A 16506-nucleotide genomic window follows, 5' to 3' on the forward strand; every position below is an offset into this window, starting at 1 on the left:
TGGGAATACATACCTTAAGCGCTTTTTCTTTGTGTCAGCCGCAATCATAAAATAGTGAAAGGTTCTCCACTTCTCTCAAATTTTCATTTATGATGCTTTTTCTGCTTTTTGTACACTAGTTACAATCTCTTTGCTGATAGGAATTACTGCCTTTTTATCTTCTTGCTCTTCAAAATTCCCATGTTTATCTAGCGTATAACAACTCTTTATCAGGTAGCCCTGTTGACAATTGGGACAATGACCAAACTTAAATCCATATTTAACATTAGTATCTGAAGCTGCACCCTCACAAAGCGCCTTTTGTTCAGTGATATACTTTGTTAATCCTTCACCGTTGTTATTCTGTATGTATTGATTGATTTCACTTAATACGGGCTCTATCATTTCATCATTTACGTCCAAAAGTTTATCTTCCTGTAAATACGCTTTGTTACACGAAGAACAATGTGTCTTACCACTTGTCACCAGCAATCCGGCACTTAGACCACCTATTAATAAACCAACACATTGTATGAGGAATTTGCTGATGTTTACCCACTTATTGGGTTCAATATCTATTGCATTGCTCACATGTCCTCTTGAAAATATGCTTAAACTGCTATTATTAAATTTATAATCATAATAGTTCAACAGAGTTATAGGTTCATCTGATTCTCCAAACACAAAATTGCTTATATGCTCCCCCTCAAACTTATAATTAATTTCATTCGATGATGAGACATATGCCATTTGATATTCTCCATACATAAACCCGCTAAATGAAAGTAATATGAAAATAACCGATATTAAGTAGTTGTTTTTATTCGGCTTTAATCCCTGTCTCACAGTTTTAGAAAAATATCCGAAGGTGGCTATACCTCCGAGAATAATCCCCCCTACCGGAATAATGAATAACACAGAAAAGCTAAAAAAGTTAAAACCTAAGAGACTCAAGATAAGCAATTGCACAATTACTGATACTGCCGCTGTTATTACTCCCCAAACCCATTTCATAAATATTACTTCCTCCTCTTTCTGAATAAGATATATTTTAACATCTGATGCAAAATGCCCCAATAATAAAAATTACATCATTTTTCGACAGTTTAATCTTGTATTCCTGCCTTTTCACCTGGCTTGGGCTTCCTGTTTACTCGCCCCTATTTATATTATTAATACAAAATTTTACTTATTAGCAGCTTGACGAGTTTTTCCGATCCATGCTGGAGGGTATATGAGAGCAAGGAATTTTGGAGGCATCGATTAGTCAGCTCCCTGAAGGGGCAGTACAGATGGCGGCTTATTTGGATGCCATTCATCAAGCGGATTTGGCGAGAAATCGTTATTGGAGATTGCGGTTTCGTTACCGCTATGCCTGCGAGGCTACCTTTCGGGATGATCTTGCCAAGGCGATGCCGATGGCTGCCCAATTTGCGTTCTACCTTAACATAGACAGGGAGAAGGCAATACAATATTTCCAAAAATTTTGGATGACAGAGTGCGATGATCTTTCCGACTGTATGGCCTGCGAGCAGAGCTATGCTGTTATGATTTTTTTGCTGATGGGAGATCGGAAAGCGGCGGATGAATATGCGAGACCGCTAGAGGAAGGCAGCATAAAATTATGTCATGATGCACCGCTTCAAAGTTGGCTGGCTTATCTTGAAGATGCACTGGATCGAGGTGATCTCAAGGATGCGGCTGCCAGTGCTAATGCGCTTTACCGGCAGGGAAATGGGGATAAAAGTGAATTGTCTTATATAGGTGCAGTATTGCGTTATTTTGCTTTCACCGATCTTAATCGGGCTGTAGGACTGCTGACCAAAAGGCTAGAATGGACTTTTGACATGTGGGATCGGCAAAAGGTTTACGATTTCTATAAAGGGGCATGGGGCTGCTGAGATCGGTTCACTTTTTGACACGCGTAATAGCTCTGACTATTTTGCACGGGATTTGGAAGCTGCCGAGTGGCTTTTGCTCCAGCACAGCCAGAAGTGATTCAGAGCAGAGCCCTAATGCAGAGAGAGTCGGCAGGTTACCCACATTCTCACTACAAAACGCAGATAGGGTTGTTACCGCGCTATGCGATAACAACCCATTTTCAAACCAAGGAAATCAGTTGACACAGTTACTTTTTAAACAAACACATATTCACCAGCACCAACTTGAATCGTCTTCCCTTTTAATCCGGTGGAATCCGTTTCAAAAATGACCTGTTTGAATTGATTCTCATCCCCTTGCACGAAAGCAAAAGACTTATCTCCAATCTTAAGGGTGAAGGTGTTATTAACCTCTGACTGTTCAATTAGCAGTCCAAATAACGCACCCCAATGTTCAGCGGCGGCTGCAGGATCTGAGACGTGGAATACCGCCCTCACGATTTCCGCATGTCCCGCAGGATGGGATTGAATGACTCCGGATGCCGTTAACCGTTCCAATCGCTCTTCATCCGTCCCGTTCCATTGAATGATAAACGGATAGACCAGTCCTTGAAAGTCTCCATCAATGGTCATCATCCGCCACTCTATTAATCTGCCTTTGTTATCCAGACGTTTACCATCGATTATAGGAGATAATGATAAACCTGCTGCCTTCAAGGAAGCAGCGATTTCTTCAATATCATTCGTCCGGATCACAACTCTGCTTAAGACTTCATGCTCTGGGAGAAGATTAACCGCATCCCTCACTACAACATTGTGCTCGGTTGCCTTCGCTAACTCCAGATTCTCGATGCCGAGAAACTCAAGATAGGTTAGCCCAAAGTAACTTAAAGCATTATAGGTTCCCCAATCCTTATGAGAACCTCCCTTAAAAGCAACCAAACCATGATCGCTGAAGATTTCAACCGGTTTATCCAGGTCATTGACATAGTGTACTAAATGATCCCATTTCAGGGTTGCCATTATTCCTTCACTCCCAGCTCAGTAGTGCGCTTTACGGCTGCCAGAACACTTCTTTGCAGTCCGGCCGCGAAATCACTGTTGTTCAGCTCGTACAAGCCGTGAATGCCAACACCGCCAGGCGAATTATTAATATCAAGCAGTTGTCTTGGATGCAGACCTGTCTGCTGCAGCATCACAACCGCTCCCATAACATTCTCCAGCGCTACCTTCCATGCTTGCTCCCGTGGCAATCCGGCGAGTACCCCCGCATCCGCAAGAGATTCAATGAAATAATAGATATAGTTAGGTCCAGCCACACCGAACCCAGTGAAGATATCTATATATGACTCCTCCAGATATTGTACTTTGCCGAACCCGAGCAGGAACTTCTCAACTTGATCTCGAGTGGCGTAGGCATTTAAAGCTACACCACTATATCCGTAACCCGTATCGGTCAGCGTATTGGGAATGACCCGAATGATTGGGCGATCAGCTCCAAAATATTGTCCTAACTTCACAATCGTTACCCCCGCCACAATCGATACGACTGCGGCAGTAGGTGAAGCGAATTGTTGCACAATTTGTCCGAGTGCAGTCAAATCATCCTGTGGACGAACTGCAACTACAATCAACTCCGCTGTAGACAGGCCTTGCTCCTGCGAACTATCCGTATTTACGCTGTATTTTGTATTCAACAACTGAAGACGGGCTTCATTAATATCGGATACACTGATTTGTTCTGCAGACAGGGTATCATTGGCAATACTTGCGCGGATGATCGCTTCCGCCATCTGTCCTCCGCCAATAAAATGAATCTTTTGCTTGGTCACGTACGTTCACTCCTTACTTAATTATTTTTCCATGCTTCAGGCAAAATGAACCCATTATATTTCTCGATTCCAAGGATATATTCTTCAAACTCTTTGGATTCATAGGCAGCCTTCAAGTCCTTGGCCCACTGGGAATCTTCATCCTTTTTGTTAACTGATACTATGATTCTGTGCTGCATTGGTGTGTTTTCAATTTTGAGTGCATCCGTAATCTTTCTGTCGGGTGAATTCGCAATATAATTACCGTTCACAACACCATAATCCACATCTTGAAGGGAAACCAGAATTTGCGCCGGGTCCAAAATTTTAATATCAATATTATACTTATCCGGCTCCATGCTGTTAATGTTGAAGTCCGCTACACCTGCTCCTTCTTTAATTTTGATCCAGCCCAATTCCTCCAGAATACGAAGTGCACGCTCCTGATTAACCGGATCGTTGGGAACTGCCACCGTTGTACCATCTTTAACATCGTCAAGAGTAGTATGATTTACGGAATAAAGACCTTGTGGAGCGCCTGGCACATAAGCAATTCCTGTCATGTCTGCGTTAATTTCTTTATTAATGGCTTCCATGTAAGCTGTGCTTTGGAATATGCTCGCGTCAATGGAGCCTTCCTTCATCGCCGGATTGACCTGCATGTTTTGCGAGAAGGTTTTAATATCAACGGTATAGCCTTGTTTCTCCAGGATTGGCAGAATCGACTGACGGAATTGTTCCTCATAGGTTCCGACACCGAATCCAACGGTAAGCTTCTTCTTATCTCCAGAACTTTCTGCTTCCTTATTGCCGCAGGCCGTTAACACCGCCAGAACACCTATCAACATTACTAACATTAACTTTTTCATTACCTTCATCTCCTATTCAAATACTGAGTTTTTTAGTTGTTCTAACGCCTCATCTGTAACATTTAGCGGGATCGCACAATTTGGCGAGAGAATAAAAGGCTGGTTTTTCATTAACGTCAAAGCTTCCTTCGCCTGCTTTTGAATTTGATCTATATTGTTTACTGCAAACAATCCATGATCAACGCCACCTACTTTAGTAGCTTTAAGATTCGCTTCTAAACCTGGATTGCCTTCGGCTATAGTATCCCAGCTGATCCCATCAATACGATAATCATTGAATTTCTCCGGCTTTGCATGCGCTCCACAGGTATGAAGGATGTTTTTGCCATAACTTGCGGCCTCCAACACAATAGAATCATAGGGTCTGGACAACTCATCGAACATCGCTTCATCAAATAATCCCGGATGTGCTGTACCTGTCACCGCATAGAACAAACCATCTGAACCCGCTTGCTGCAACTCTTGCACATAATCGGCTAAGGTTAATGAAATAGCATGTAACGCATGGTGTGCCGCCGCTCTATGCTCTTTAAACAACGATTCCAAAGTAACAGGCTGCTCAATGCCAAACACAGTTTTTGTTACATAAGCAGAACGCCCTACGATAAACAGCAACACCGTTAATGGCGAAAATATCGTTTGGATCAGCGGGGTGTCCGGTAACCCTTGACGAATTTTTCTGACCGCCTCTAAATGCTCCAGCAGAGATGCAGTCTGGGTTGCCTTTTTCACTTCAATATCCCACAGGTTATCGGCGGTAGAAATAGCAGTCGTCTTCTGTCTAGGAAAGACGGTCTGATAATCCGTAAAGTCATACTGATTACCCCAGGCTTCAGCTAAATAAGTTGCTCTAGGATTAATTTTGACCCAGTCCCAATCATATTTTTGCGTAAAAGAAATCGTTGTTGCTGCTAAATCTTCTGCATTTTGTTCCTTGTCAATGAAATGACGCCATCCGCTGACAATGTGACGATCCGCCCGTTCTCCGGACAATATTGCTTTAAACCGATCTTGCTTACTCCATTCACTCATCTGCCAATCCCTCCATGTCTCTGTAATAACTAATAGCGGCGAATTTTTCTTGCCAGCTTGTTACCTAAAGATTGAATGCCTTGCACCAAAATGATGAGAATAAGAACGGTGGCTACCACAACTACGGTGTCAAATCGCTGGTATCCATAGACTATGGCCAAGTTGCCGACTCCGCCGCCGCCTACTGTTCCGGCCATTGCAGTTGCACCTATCAATCCGATCGTCGCTGTTGTCAATGACAGGATTAAGGATCCGACCGCTTCCGGCAACAAAAAGTACCAGATGACTTGAAAGGGAGTAGCCCCCATCGCCTCTGCGGCTTCAAGAATTCCCGGGTTCACTTCAAGCAGCGAGTTCTCTACCAAACGTCCTATATAAGGCGCAATATAGATAATCAGCGGTACGATCGCTGCGCTTGTCCCAATCGAAGTATGCACAATGGCCCGTGTAAACGGAACAATCGCAACCAGCAAAATAATAAAAGGTAGAGAGCGAATGATGTTGATCATCGGATTTATGATGGCGTAAAGGGCTTTGTTCTCCAAAACACCGCCTGGACGAGTAATTACAAGCAATATCCCGATTGGAATCCCAAGCAGGGAACCAAGAAACAAGGAGAACCCTACCATTTGAATCGTTTCTATTATGGCCTGCATAAATTGTTCACTTGTTACTGTGGTCGAAAACATAAGATTCTACCTCCTCTACACCGACTCCGCTTCTTTTCAGGAAAGCTAAAGCATTGTTAATCTCTGATTGCTCTCCATTTAATTGAATGATCACTGTTCCGAGTGTCGTTTCTTGAATCTCTGTCATATTCGCAAATAAAATATTGACCTTTATCTCGGAAGAACGAATCATCTCATACAGAACGGGCTCAGATGCATTTTCACCAACAAAATTAAGTTTATAGAGCAGACTTCCATGTTCTGCTTTTATTGATTTTTGAACGCTGGACGTCATGCTGTTTTGAATAACGGTCTTCACAAAATTTTGCGTGGTCTCATGTTTGGGTTGACCGAATACATCCAGCACGCTTCCTTGCTCGATGATCCGTCCCTCTTCCATCACAGCCACCTTGTTGCAAATCTCTTGAATGACAGACATTTCATGCGTAATGATCATCACCGTAATGTTGTATTCCGCATTGATTTTTTTCAAAAGCTGTAAAATAGATCGTGTTGTCTGTGGATCTAAGGCAGAAGTCGCTTCGTCACACAGCAGGATAGACGGATTCGAGGCAAGCGCTCTGGCAATCCCGACCCGCTGCTTCTGTCCACCTGATAATTCACTCGGGTAACTTCCAGCCTTGTCACTTAATCCGACAAACTCAAGCAGCTCCTGTACCCGCTTGCGGATTTCATCTTTATTCTTTTTCAGCAGAACGAGAGGAATCGCGACATTATCAAATACTTTTTTAGATTCTAACAGGTTAAAATGTTGAAAAATCATGCCGATATTTTTCTTGGCCGCCCGCAGCTCTTTATCGTTGTATGTTCCCAAATCACGCCCGGCTACAAGAACCTGGCCCTTTGTGGGTCTTTCCAAATAATTGACTAAACGGATTAATGTGCTTTTTCCCGCACCACTATAGCCGATAACCCCGAAAATATCGCCTTTTTCAACCTTCAAATTGATCCCTTGCAGAGCATCAATCGTAATCTCTTTGCGAGTGAATGTTTTGTACACATTCTTTAATTCAATCATGTTCATTCCCCTCAATCATATTGTAGATTTAAGATTTAGGATTAAGCCTTCTCTTGCAGCTTCTGAAGTGCTTGCTCTGCCAATGAAGCAAAATATTTAGCCGCAGGCAGTATAGCTGCCTCATCCACATCGAAACGGGGGTGATGCAAAGCATAGGCCGGCCCCGTTCCGATATTTACAAAAGCACCCGGTATCTGCTGTAAATAGTATGAGAAATCTTCTCCCCCCATTTGCGGCGGGATATCATGCACATCATATCCGGCTTCTAAGGCGACTTCTTTGGTGAAGTCAGCCCAGTCCCCATGATTGATAGTTGCTGGCGGGCCTGGATACCAATGCAATTGCGCCTCAGCCCCGGCTCCTGCAGCAATCCCTTCGATAATTCGGGTTATTTGTATAGGAATCTGACGGCGGATCTCTTCATTGTAAGTACGTACCGTACCTTCTAATTCAACTTTTTCCGGCAATACATTCCATGTGAAGCCTCCGTTAATTCTGGTAACACTTAACACAACCGGCTCTAAAGTATTATTTTGGCGGCTTACGACGGTTTGCAGCATTGTAACAATTTGCGCAGCGGTCACAATCGAATCCACACCTTTTTCCGGAGTAGCAGCATGAGCGCCAACGCCTTTTACAGTGATTTCAAACCGGTCAACACCTGCCGTTAAAGCTCCCGATCTCGTTCCAAAAGATCCTGTTGGCAAGTCTGGTGAGTTATGCAAACCAAATATAGCAGCTACATCCTTGAGGCCTCCTGATGCTAAGACACCTTCCGCCCCGTGTCCTGTTTCTTCTGCCGGCTGGAACAAGACTCTAACTCTTCCCGGCAATTCACTTTCACGCTCCTTCAACAACAAGGCAGCGCCTAAGATGGTAGCGGTGTGAAAGTCATGGCCACATGCATGCATTTTTCCAGGAATCTCTGAGGCAAAAGGTAATTCCGTTTGTTCTTCTATCGGAAGTGCATCAATATCACAGCGAATGGCCACAACAGGCCCGTCACCTTGTCCAATCTCTGCGATAAGTCCAGTCTCTAAAGGGAGGTCTAAAATATGTATATTGGCAGTTGTCAGCCATTCCCGCAGTTTCTCTGTTGTTCTGAACTCTTCATATGCCAGCTCTGGTTCTCGATGCAGGTTTCTTCGAACCTCTATCAATTGACTAGCTAAAGCTTGATCAATCTTATGCAGTGGCTTCATAGGTGAAGTAATCCCCTTTCGTTATGGACCGATATGGTCTATCTCGTTTTCTTCCATCCCTTTGATTCGCGCAAGCGCAGTAGATAAGCTACTTAAAATATGATCCCGCATAGCTTTTTCTGCACCATCTTCATTTTTGTCAGCTATCATTTGCAGGATATAATTATGTTCTTCATCCGCCTGTGTGTTCCAATCTCCATGCATGGAGACATAGCGACAGTAGCGAAGCGAATGATCTCTTAATTGATTCAGAACTTTCTCAAACGTTCTAAGTTCACTGATTTCAGATAAATAATCATGGAACTCAAAGCCATAGGATACAAAATCCTGTTTGTCACCTAGCTGGAAGGAATGTTTGATTCGCTCCATCATCGTCGTTAAATGTAGAATATCTTTATCTGTAGCATGCTTAGCTGCACTTCTTGCAATATAGCCTTCAAGCATGCTGCGAATCAGAAAAACCTCTTCCACCTCTTTGATAGTTACGGAGGCTACCCGCAACCTTCCATTCGGCTGACGAACGAGAAAATCCTCATTCTCCAATCTCTGAATGGCCTCTCTTAAAGGAGTCCGGCTGACCCCGAGCAACGCCGCCAAATTTTCTTCATTTACCGCTTGATTCGGCTCTAACTCACTATCAATAATTTTTTGTTTTAATGCATAGTAGGTATTATCCTTTGACAACCTTCGTGATCGTATCACCATACCTATATTGCTCCTCATCGATAATTTGTGAGTGGCTTTAAATATATTTGTATAATTGTATACAATTATTAATTTAATAGATTAAATAGAAGATTATTTTAAAACACGTCTCTGTTTTCCAAGCTTTTTTCATACTATAAACCTATTATTCCCCCTAGTCAAGTGGGTATTATGGGTGAATAAAAAACTGTCGTATATCTTTCATTAATTTTAAATGCCCCGATAGTTACTTCAGCAAAAAGAGCAAATCCGCAACAAAAAAAGCCCATGTGACGAACCACATGAGCTGCTTGCTTAGATTCAGTTAAAGTCATGCTTAAGATTAATTGACCAGTCAGGGTGAGGAACGCTTGCCACATTCTTCACAAGTTTGACTTCCATTTCCGCACGGGGTTCAAAAAGCCATAATACTCCTTCCTATTATATCCATAATATCGGTTTCAACAAAAAAACTGTATAGTAAATTCAATGTCTATCTTATACATTTAGTATATTGTATATAATAGAAACAACTATGTAGGAGCGATGAAAGTGAAAAGATTTTACATAATAATTGCTATAGTTTCTTTTGTTGTGTTCTCGTTTTTAATCTTTCGAACTTATGAAAAAGAAATTTTCGGGTTCAATCAAATATCTTCTAAAGAATATGATGGGAACAACGTGGAAATCAAGCGAGATAAATATAACTTGCGGAATTTTGAGTGGTCCGGAATCTTTCCTTTATACGGCGGCTTTATCTCTGATCCTCATTTTTTGTATTCGGAGTCCGTTGATGTAACAGGGTATCTGTCTTCAGTTTTCCATGATAAGAGTGTTAGATACCAGTTAATCGATGTTAATCCTTTTTTCAATAACAAAACCAGCGAAAATATATTAGCTATGGAAATTGAAGGGTTTCCATATGAATATAGGCTTAGAGTTCCCGAAGATTCATATCTTAGTACTTTACAACATGATGAACCAATGAGCGTATTTCTTTATAACGAAGATACCTTATATTTTGTTCTGCAGTACGGGTTCTCGGAGGGGGAATTTCTGATCTATGAGGTTGGTTCCCCTTTCGCTGAAGATAAAGAGCTTAATTATCACTTAATTGATATTAAGGAAAGTCGTATCCTAGAATCTTTAGATTTCCCTCTTTCGCCAGATCAAATTGACAAGCTAATAACACATACTTACAGTTCATTCTATCAGCTGTATACACAATATTTGAATCCAGATTATGCAATGAATCAGGTGGAATCGCAAAAGGACAGCCGCATACACCTACCCGTGTATTACGGCGCTAATTTGAATATTAATCGTAACGAAATGAAGGGTATTCGTAATGAAGAGTTTAATTTAAGAGTTCAAAATCGATATGAGTTTATAACATCAAGTCAAAATGTTGAAATTGCGAATTCCCCGGATACTGAGAAAATGGTTATAAAATCATTGCATAGCAACTACTATGATTTCTCATTCCTTGGTGATTCATTTGAGTCATCAGAGTTCTCCATTCGTAATGAAACAAAGCTTGTCCTCATTGACCGTGATTACAGAGACAGGTTGTTAAGTTATATAGATCAATATAAAAAGCTGCGTAAAAATGAGACTAAAACAACTTCTTATTTTACAGAAGAGACTCCTTTTAGGGTTGAAATCATTACACAATTTAACGATGAAATGACTATCGATAGATCAGTTTTGTCTGCATTGATATTTCCTAATACCTTTCCTCAGACAAGAAAATCAATGAATTCAACCGAATATGCTTTGCCAAACAACGCATTTGAGCATTTATTTATTTTGGATTTTAACGATGGATATTCATTAAAGCTCTCCTATACTGAAGTACAAAAGCTAGAAGATTATTTAAGGGAAATTAAATAGGGGCTAAGAATCTCCAATCAGTAAAAGAGACCAAAAGCCACTAACGCAGGTTAGTGGCTTTGTCTGTTCATAGCTTGCAATTTTATCATTACATCGAAATAGGACCCACTACCGGATGAGGAACATATGGCTCTTCCAGCGAAGCAATTTCTTCAGTTGTTAACGTGATGGAAAGAGCGGCTACGGCATCTTCAAGGTGAGACATTTTCGTTGCACCGATGATGGGGGCTGTTACTGGTGATTTCTGCAACACCCAGGCAAGTGCAATTTGAGCACGGGGAACGCCACGTTGTTCTGCGATTGCTGCAACTTTCTCTACAATCAACCGGTCCGTATTTGCAGTCGCATCATATTTAGATTTCTGGACTTGGTCGGTTTCGGAGCGATGTGTGGTTTCCGACCAATCACGCGTCAATCTCCCTGATGCAAGTGGGCTATATGGAATCACAGCGATTTTTTCTTCCTTACAAAGCGGCAGCATCTCTCTCTCCTCTTCACGGTATACGAGGTTGAAATGATTCTGCATGGATACAAACTTAGTCCATCCATTGTTCTCAGCTACATGTAATGCCTTTAGAAACTGCCAAGCGTACATGGCAGAAGCACCAATATATCTTGCCTTCCCGGCCTTAACAACATCATGCAATGCTTCCATCGTTTCTTCAATGGGAGTATTGAAATCCCAGCGGTGAATCTGGTACAGATCCACATAATCTGTTCCCAGTCTCTTAAGACTCTTGTCTATTTCACTCATGATCGCCTTTCGCGAGAGTCCGGCACCGTTTGGACCTTGATGCATTCGGAAATAAACTTTCGTCGCCAGGACAATTTCATCTCGATTAGCATAATCCTTTAAAGCCCGTCCAACGATTTCCTCGCTTGTTCCGTCTGAATATACATTCGCTGTATCAAAAAAATTGATCCCATTCTCCAGAGCTTGTTTAATAATGGGACGACTCCGCTCTTCATCAAGGACCCATGGATGGACCCATCGTTCTGCTTCACCAAAGCTCATACAACCCAGACATAGCCGAGAGACATCCAAACCAGTATTTCCGAGTTTCACATATTCCATTTGATTGTTCCCCCCATAGATATTGTTTCCTTCAAATGTAGTTTACTCCTTGGAGTTAACTCCAAGGCAAGCGATTTTATTACATGCTGCGGATGAATAGATGTCTTCATTGACCATAGCCGCTAAGCGCGGTAATCGTTACGCTTAATAGAGCAAAAACAATATAGAGAGGATGAACCTGATGTTGGAACACCATAGACAGACAATGGAGAATTTCGTGAACAAGCTGAAAGTTGACGCTTCTTGTCTGGCGGTCATCACCTCTGGGTCGGTTGCCCGGGACCGGGCGAAGGAAACTTCCGATGTGGATGTCCATCTGGTGGTAACTGATGAATCCTACGAAGCGCATGCAAGAAACAACAACCTGTCTTATGTGGACCGGGAGGCCAGCACATATGAAGGCGGGTACGTGGATGTGAAGGTGATTAATCTCCACTTTCTGGAGCTGGCCGCTGAGCGCGGTAACGAGGCGACACGGTATGCGTTTACCGGTTCGCAAGTGCTTTTCTCAAGAATACCTGAACTGAAGCGTCTTGTAGCTCGAATCCCCATTTATCCCGAAGGGAACCGTGAGCGCAATTTGCGGGACTTCAGCGCGCAGATTCACCTGTATGCTTTTTATTTCGCCAAGGAAGCCGCCAAAAATAACGATGCCTATCTAATGGCGCATACGGTAAGCAATCTGGTATTTTACAGCGGACGGATGATCCTGGCCTATAACCGTATGCTCTTCCCTAGCCACAAGGCCTTGCTCGATACGGTCGAGACCGCGCCGCACAAACCAGAGGATTTCAAACAGCGGGCTACAGAGCTTCTACTCAATCCGAATGTCAATAAAAGCACACGGTTTGCAGCGATGATGCTCTCTTTCCACAACCCCGGGCTTTCCTCTGACCAGGCACTGGGAATCTATGTAAAGAACAATGAGCGCAACTGGATAGACCAGCCGCCTCCCTTGTCAGACCGTTAATCCGTACAAAAAAACAGTCTGATCCCTAGACCAGCAGTTCTGGCCACCGGATGCAGACTGTTTTCTTATTTACCTATAGCTCCAGGCCTGTTGGGCCACAGCCATCATTCGCGCTTGAAGAGTTACCCGTTCCAAGGAACGCTCCAGTCCAGCCTCACGGGTCCCGTCCATTATTTCAGCGAAAGCTCGAAGCTGGTTCACGTAATAATTCATTGGTTCAAAATCTTGAACTGTACTGCGGTCATCCGGCAGATCATGGCGTATTTTCATAGGATAGAATCCTTTGAGCGGCCGTAAGAAATCGGGTACCGTCAGCACCGTCTGATCAAAATAAAGGGTATGCGAGGCACGGTAAGGCAGCTCAAAGGAGATCAGACATTCCGCATCCAGCCCGCTGTCATACTTAAGCGATGCCTGAAAGGTCCAGTCGCAGCCGTCCGGACCGTCAAATTTCGACTGCCCGGAGATTTGCACATGTTGAAGCCCCACTATGTTCTCCACGAACTGTAGCCAGTAACAGCCCAGATCAGCAAAGGCACCGCCGCCTTTTGACTTGATGCTGCGGTAATTCCCGGAATGTTGGTCCTTGGCAGGAATGGTTATGCGGGTCTTCAGACTGCGCAGCTGGCCATATTGACCGGAAGCAATGATGGATTTGAGCGCCTGCTGCCAAGGATGATGAGCCACCATCAGGCCTTCGACTAGCTTAGGGGCTGCGGGCTGTGCCGAAGTCGTCCTCAATTGATCCGCCTCTGCAGGAGTCAAGGCAATTGGCTTTTCGACCAGCACATGCTTACCAGCCGCCAGTGCCTTGAGGGCCCACTCTGCATGAAGATCGTTGCTGAGAGCGATATATACCGAATCCAGCTCCTTCATTTCCAGCAACGCCTCAAGACTGCCTGCAACATGGGGGATGTTGTATGCGTGAGCCAGTTCCACGGCCTTCTCCGGGGTGCGGTTGGCAATAGCGGATACGGTAATATCATCAACATAACCAGCCGGTTCCAGTAGGGCAGTCCTGACGATATTCGAAGCACCGAGAATGCCGAGCCTGTAAGAACGTGTCCCGCCTTCAGTCCTCATACATGTGTCAGTGCCGAATAGGTATTCAGGTACAGCACATTGCACTTGGAGCAGGCCGGGGACAACCCTTCATCCAGAATCCGCCGCAGCCGGTCATAACGCTCGGAGTTCCAAATATCCGTTAACGTTTGTTCGTTTACATTGCCGATGGACAACTCAGAAAAGAACTTGCAGGCGCTCACATCACCATTCGGGGCAATATCGACCCGGGTGCTAAGCGCCAGACATTTCGAGGTGCTGCGGGACGCCATTGGCTTGCCGGCCACGAAATCCTCGATCTCATCGAAGTCCAGTCCCGGCTGGTAACGGATGCGGGTATTTTTCCAGGTGTGGGCATTGATCCGTTTCAGGTCTTCTGTCAGCCTGACCACATTGTCAGGTTTGATATGATACTTGAAGGCATGCCAGCTGCTGCGGTGGTCCGGGCTCAGCTCGGCAAGCCATTGGAAGCGCTCGTCATAGAACCGGTCCATTTCCAGACTGGTCTCACTGGATATATACCAGGGGAAGCAGAGCAGCACCAGATCGACACCCTTTTGCTCAAAGAATTCCACCATTTCGTACAGCTTGCCGATCATATTGTCATTGATCACATTATGCACTGATATTCTGCCTCTGAACTTCCCTTGCTCCCGCAAGGCAAGCAGCCGGTCCACAGCCTCGACCACTTTTTGAAAAGAGCCTTTCCCCCGCAGCAGATCATGTTCTTCCTCAAAGCCCTCAATCGGGATCAGCAGTTCCAGATTGTCCGAGATCGCACACAGCTCCTCTTCATATTTAGAGAGAAGAAGGGCATTGGTGCAAATCGTCGTATCTCTGGGGTGCGCTTTGAGGAGCTCCAGAATTTGCTGTGTATCGCGGTGAAACAACGGCTCTCCGCCCCACAAGTACAGCCTGGACTGTGCTTCATCGGTCTCCTCCAGCAGTTCGCGGATCATGTCCAGCCTCATGTCTAGATTCTGCTCGGTTTTGTCCATATCATGGTGATAGCCGGATTCATTCCACTGATAGCAATGCTTGCAACGAAGATTACAACGGTTAGTCAGCTTGAGCGACATAATTTCCGGCATCACGGTCTTGAAGCCGGGATCAAGCTTCCGCTCTCTATGAGGAACGACTACATTTTTGATGGTGCGTTTCAGCGCTTCAAAGGACTTGGCGTCCAGCGCTACTTTGCTGCTTGGTTGCATTAGCTTCTCCCTTCTGCTGCATACAGATGTTCTGCATAGCTTTTGGCATAATCAGGATACCGTTCTCTGGACGTTAAGATGTTCTCCGATAACCTCCGCAGCAGTTCACGGTCAAAGCCAGCCTGCTTCCACTCCTCATAACGGATACCGAAGCCAAGCTCGACCCAGAGATCACTGTTGATTTTCTCATGGGGACCGAACGGGTCCAGCAGCACGAGCGGAGTCCCGCAAGACAGTGAATCGACCAAGGCACCACCACCCGGCTTACTGATAACTGCGGAGGCCTGGCGGATGACACCATACATGCCTTCTTGATAGTTCTGACAAGGCGGGAACCGGTTCTTCCCGCTGCCGCTCACCTTGGCAAAGGGAGGGAAGCTGTAGTGTCCGCTGCTGTCACGGAGCCATGTCCTCCACTGCGGATCATTCATATAGTAGTGTCTTCCGTGGATTTCTTCGCCAATCTCCTCATTGCTGTAAGCAGCTATATCAAGCAGGTAGCCCGCTGCCTCCAGCTCAGCGAATTTCTCGCGGAATGTTCCGATTCCCCAACCTCCGCCATGCACAACCAAACGGCCATTCCTTGCTGGCATGGGCAGCGGCTCGATACCTGTGTCAATTCTGCACAGCACCTTCCGATTCACAAGGTCATACATGTTCACTTCACGGTAGCCCTGCGCATACCCGGGGTTCAGTCTGCGGAGGTTCTTCCAGGAAGGAGAGAGGTCCGCATCAATATAGAGCAAATCGGCCAAGACTTCATAAGCCGCTGTGTCCCGGTACATATCCAGTACATGAACCCAGTGTCCGGAGAGTGTAATGAAATGCTGCCTTCCTTCCCCGCGCCAACGTTCAAATAACGCTTTGACCACAGTGGGGTCAAGGCTGTTGCGGATATCCCCCGGTATTTTTTGCGAAGTCAGCGCCACGGCAAAATTCTCCCTGTAAGCTTTGCGGCTGTTATCTGTCGTCTTCTTCTTATCCTCAAACATTAAGGTTTCGAAGACCTCCACCTCCGCCTTGATTCCCAAAACCTTCAGCGCCCGTTCAATCAGCAGGCCAGGGACATAAAAGCCCAGCCCAAAGCCAGAACATAGTATTGTCACTGTATCCTTCATTGGCTGCTTCCCT

General features: G+C 44.6%; 16 protein-coding genes. 3 read left to right on the top strand and 13 right to left on the bottom strand.

Annotated elements, in window-relative coordinates; all coding sequences use genetic code 11:
* Positions 1-87: 87 nt before the first annotated feature.
* Complete coding sequence (locus tag ACQ76X_RS31365) at positions 88-993, bottom strand: hypothetical protein (protein ID WP_438497665.1); 906 nt, start codon at positions 991-993, stop codon at positions 88-90.
* Positions 994-1229: 236 nt separating this feature from the next.
* Here ACQ76X_RS31365 and ACQ76X_RS31370 point away from each other — a divergent pair, with 236 nt between their 5' ends.
* Positions 1230-1880: a hypothetical protein gene (locus ACQ76X_RS31370; protein ID WP_438497666.1), complete on the top strand. Its 651-nt coding sequence runs from the start codon at positions 1230-1232 to the stop codon at positions 1878-1880.
* Positions 1881-2114: 234 nt separating this feature from the next.
* On the opposite strand, the gene ACQ76X_RS31375 is transcribed toward ACQ76X_RS31370, so the two are convergent.
* Genes ACQ76X_RS31375 through ACQ76X_RS31410 form a run of 8 tightly spaced genes read right to left on the bottom strand, consistent with a single transcriptional unit; the run spans position 2115 to position 9185 of the window.
* A complete protein-coding gene (locus ACQ76X_RS31375; RefSeq protein WP_438497667.1) occupies positions 2115-2882 on the bottom strand; it encodes a VOC family protein in 768 nt (255 codons plus the stop codon).
* The gene (gene proC / locus ACQ76X_RS31380; RefSeq protein WP_438497669.1) at positions 2882-3691 is read right to left on the bottom strand and encodes a pyrroline-5-carboxylate reductase; all 810 of its coding nucleotides are present in this window, start codon (positions 3689-3691) and stop codon (positions 2882-2884) included. Before proC ends, ACQ76X_RS31375 begins: the two co-directional genes overlap by 1 nt.
* Before the next feature lie 17 nt (positions 3692-3708).
* Positions 3709-4539: a MetQ/NlpA family ABC transporter substrate-binding protein gene (locus ACQ76X_RS31385; RefSeq protein ID WP_438497670.1), complete on the bottom strand. Its 831-nt coding sequence runs from the start codon at positions 4537-4539 to the stop codon at positions 3709-3711.
* Positions 4540-4551: 12 nt separating this feature from the next.
* On the bottom strand, positions 4552-5571 hold the full coding sequence (locus tag ACQ76X_RS31390; protein ID WP_438497671.1) for a uroporphyrinogen decarboxylase family protein: 1020 nt from the start codon (positions 5569-5571) through the stop codon (positions 4552-4554).
* A gap of 29 nt (positions 5572-5600) precedes the next feature.
* On the bottom strand, positions 5601-6260 hold the full coding sequence (locus ACQ76X_RS31395) for a methionine ABC transporter permease (protein WP_038593806.1): 660 nt from the start codon (positions 6258-6260) through the stop codon (positions 5601-5603).
* Complete coding sequence (locus ACQ76X_RS31400) at positions 6235-7278, bottom strand: methionine ABC transporter ATP-binding protein (RefSeq protein ID WP_438497672.1); 1044 nt, start codon at positions 7276-7278, stop codon at positions 6235-6237. Before ACQ76X_RS31400 ends, ACQ76X_RS31395 begins: the two co-directional genes overlap by 26 nt.
* Positions 7279-7319: 41 nt before the next feature.
* Positions 7320-8471, bottom strand: a complete 1152-nt coding sequence (locus ACQ76X_RS31405; protein ID WP_438497696.1) for an amidohydrolase — start codon at positions 8469-8471, stop codon at positions 7320-7322.
* A gap of 30 nt (positions 8472-8501) precedes the next feature.
* On the bottom strand, positions 8502-9185 hold the full coding sequence (locus ACQ76X_RS31410) for a GntR family transcriptional regulator (RefSeq protein ID WP_076114509.1): 684 nt from the start codon (positions 9183-9185) through the stop codon (positions 8502-8504).
* 531 nt (positions 9186-9716) lie between these two features.
* On the opposite strand from ACQ76X_RS31410, the gene ACQ76X_RS31415 reads away from it, so the two are divergent.
* A complete protein-coding gene (locus ACQ76X_RS31415) occupies positions 9717-11057 on the top strand; it encodes a hypothetical protein (protein WP_438497673.1) in 1341 nt (446 codons plus the stop codon).
* Positions 11058-11145: 88 nt separating this feature from the next.
* Here ACQ76X_RS31415 and ACQ76X_RS31420 read toward each other — a convergent pair whose 3' ends face one another.
* Positions 11146-12132 (bottom strand): aldo/keto reductase, encoded by a 987-nt coding sequence (locus ACQ76X_RS31420; RefSeq protein WP_438497674.1) that lies wholly within the window; start codon positions 12130-12132, stop codon positions 11146-11148.
* 217 nt (positions 12133-12349) lie between these two features.
* On the opposite strand from ACQ76X_RS31420, the gene ACQ76X_RS31425 reads away from it, so the two are divergent.
* Positions 12350-13102 carry a nucleotidyltransferase domain-containing protein gene (locus ACQ76X_RS31425; protein ID WP_438497675.1) on the top strand — a complete coding sequence of 251 codons (753 nt, stop codon included), beginning with the start codon at positions 12350-12352 and terminating at the stop codon, positions 13100-13102.
* A gap of 69 nt (positions 13103-13171) precedes the next feature.
* Here ACQ76X_RS31425 and ACQ76X_RS31430 read toward each other — a convergent pair whose 3' ends face one another.
* Genes ACQ76X_RS31430 through ACQ76X_RS31440 form a run of 3 tightly spaced genes read right to left on the bottom strand, consistent with a single transcriptional unit; the run spans position 13172 to position 16493 of the window.
* A complete protein-coding gene (locus tag ACQ76X_RS31430) occupies positions 13172-14185 on the bottom strand; it encodes a Gfo/Idh/MocA family protein (RefSeq protein ID WP_438497676.1) in 1014 nt (337 codons plus the stop codon).
* On the bottom strand, positions 14182-15375 hold the full coding sequence (locus tag ACQ76X_RS31435) for a radical SAM protein (RefSeq protein ID WP_438497677.1): 1194 nt from the start codon (positions 15373-15375) through the stop codon (positions 14182-14184). Before ACQ76X_RS31435 ends, ACQ76X_RS31430 begins: the two co-directional genes overlap by 4 nt.
* A complete protein-coding gene (locus ACQ76X_RS31440) occupies positions 15375-16493 on the bottom strand; it encodes a UDP-glucuronosyltransferase (RefSeq protein WP_438497679.1) in 1119 nt (372 codons plus the stop codon). The genes ACQ76X_RS31435 and ACQ76X_RS31440 overlap by 1 nt, the downstream gene beginning before the upstream one ends.
* Positions 16494-16506 lie beyond the last annotated feature (13 nt).

Source organism: Paenibacillus sp. IHBB 3054 (assembly GCF_051594305.1).
Classification (GTDB): Bacteria; Bacillota; Bacilli; order Paenibacillales; family Paenibacillaceae; genus Paenibacillus_AQ.

Coding starts and splice junctions, on each gene's coding strand:
- ACQ76X_RS31365 (WP_438497665.1), bottom strand. CDS start 993: ATGAAATGGGTTTGGGGAGTAATAACAGCGGCAGTATCAGTAATTGTG.
- ACQ76X_RS31375 (WP_438497667.1), bottom strand. CDS start 2,882: ATGGCAACCCTGAAATGGGATCATTTAGTACACTATGTCAATGACCTG.
- ACQ76X_RS31385 (WP_438497670.1), bottom strand. CDS start 4,539: ATGAAAAAGTTAATGTTAGTAATGTTGATAGGTGTTCTGGCGGTGTTA.
- ACQ76X_RS31390 (WP_438497671.1), bottom strand. CDS start 5,571: ATGAGTGAATGGAGTAAGCAAGATCGGTTTAAAGCAATATTGTCCGGA.
- ACQ76X_RS31395 (WP_038593806.1), bottom strand. CDS start 6,260: ATGTTTTCGACCACAGTAACAAGTGAACAATTTATGCAGGCCATAATA.
- ACQ76X_RS31400 (WP_438497672.1), bottom strand. CDS start 7,278: ATGATTGAATTAAAGAATGTGTACAAAACATTCACTCGCAAAGAGATT.
- ACQ76X_RS31410 (WP_076114509.1), bottom strand. CDS start 9,185: ATGGTGATACGATCACGAAGGTTGTCAAAGGATAATACCTACTATGCA.
- ACQ76X_RS31420 (WP_438497674.1), bottom strand. CDS start 12,132: ATGGAATATGTGAAACTCGGAAATACTGGTTTGGATGTCTCTCGGCTA.
- ACQ76X_RS31430 (WP_438497676.1), bottom strand. CDS start 14,185: ATGAGGACTGAAGGCGGGACACGTTCTTACAGGCTCGGCATTCTCGGT.
- ACQ76X_RS31435 (WP_438497677.1), bottom strand. CDS start 15,375: ATGCAACCAAGCAGCAAAGTAGCGCTGGACGCCAAGTCCTTTGAAGCG.
- ACQ76X_RS31440 (WP_438497679.1), bottom strand. CDS start 16,493: ATGAAGGATACAGTGACAATACTATGTTCTGGCTTTGGGCTGGGCTTT.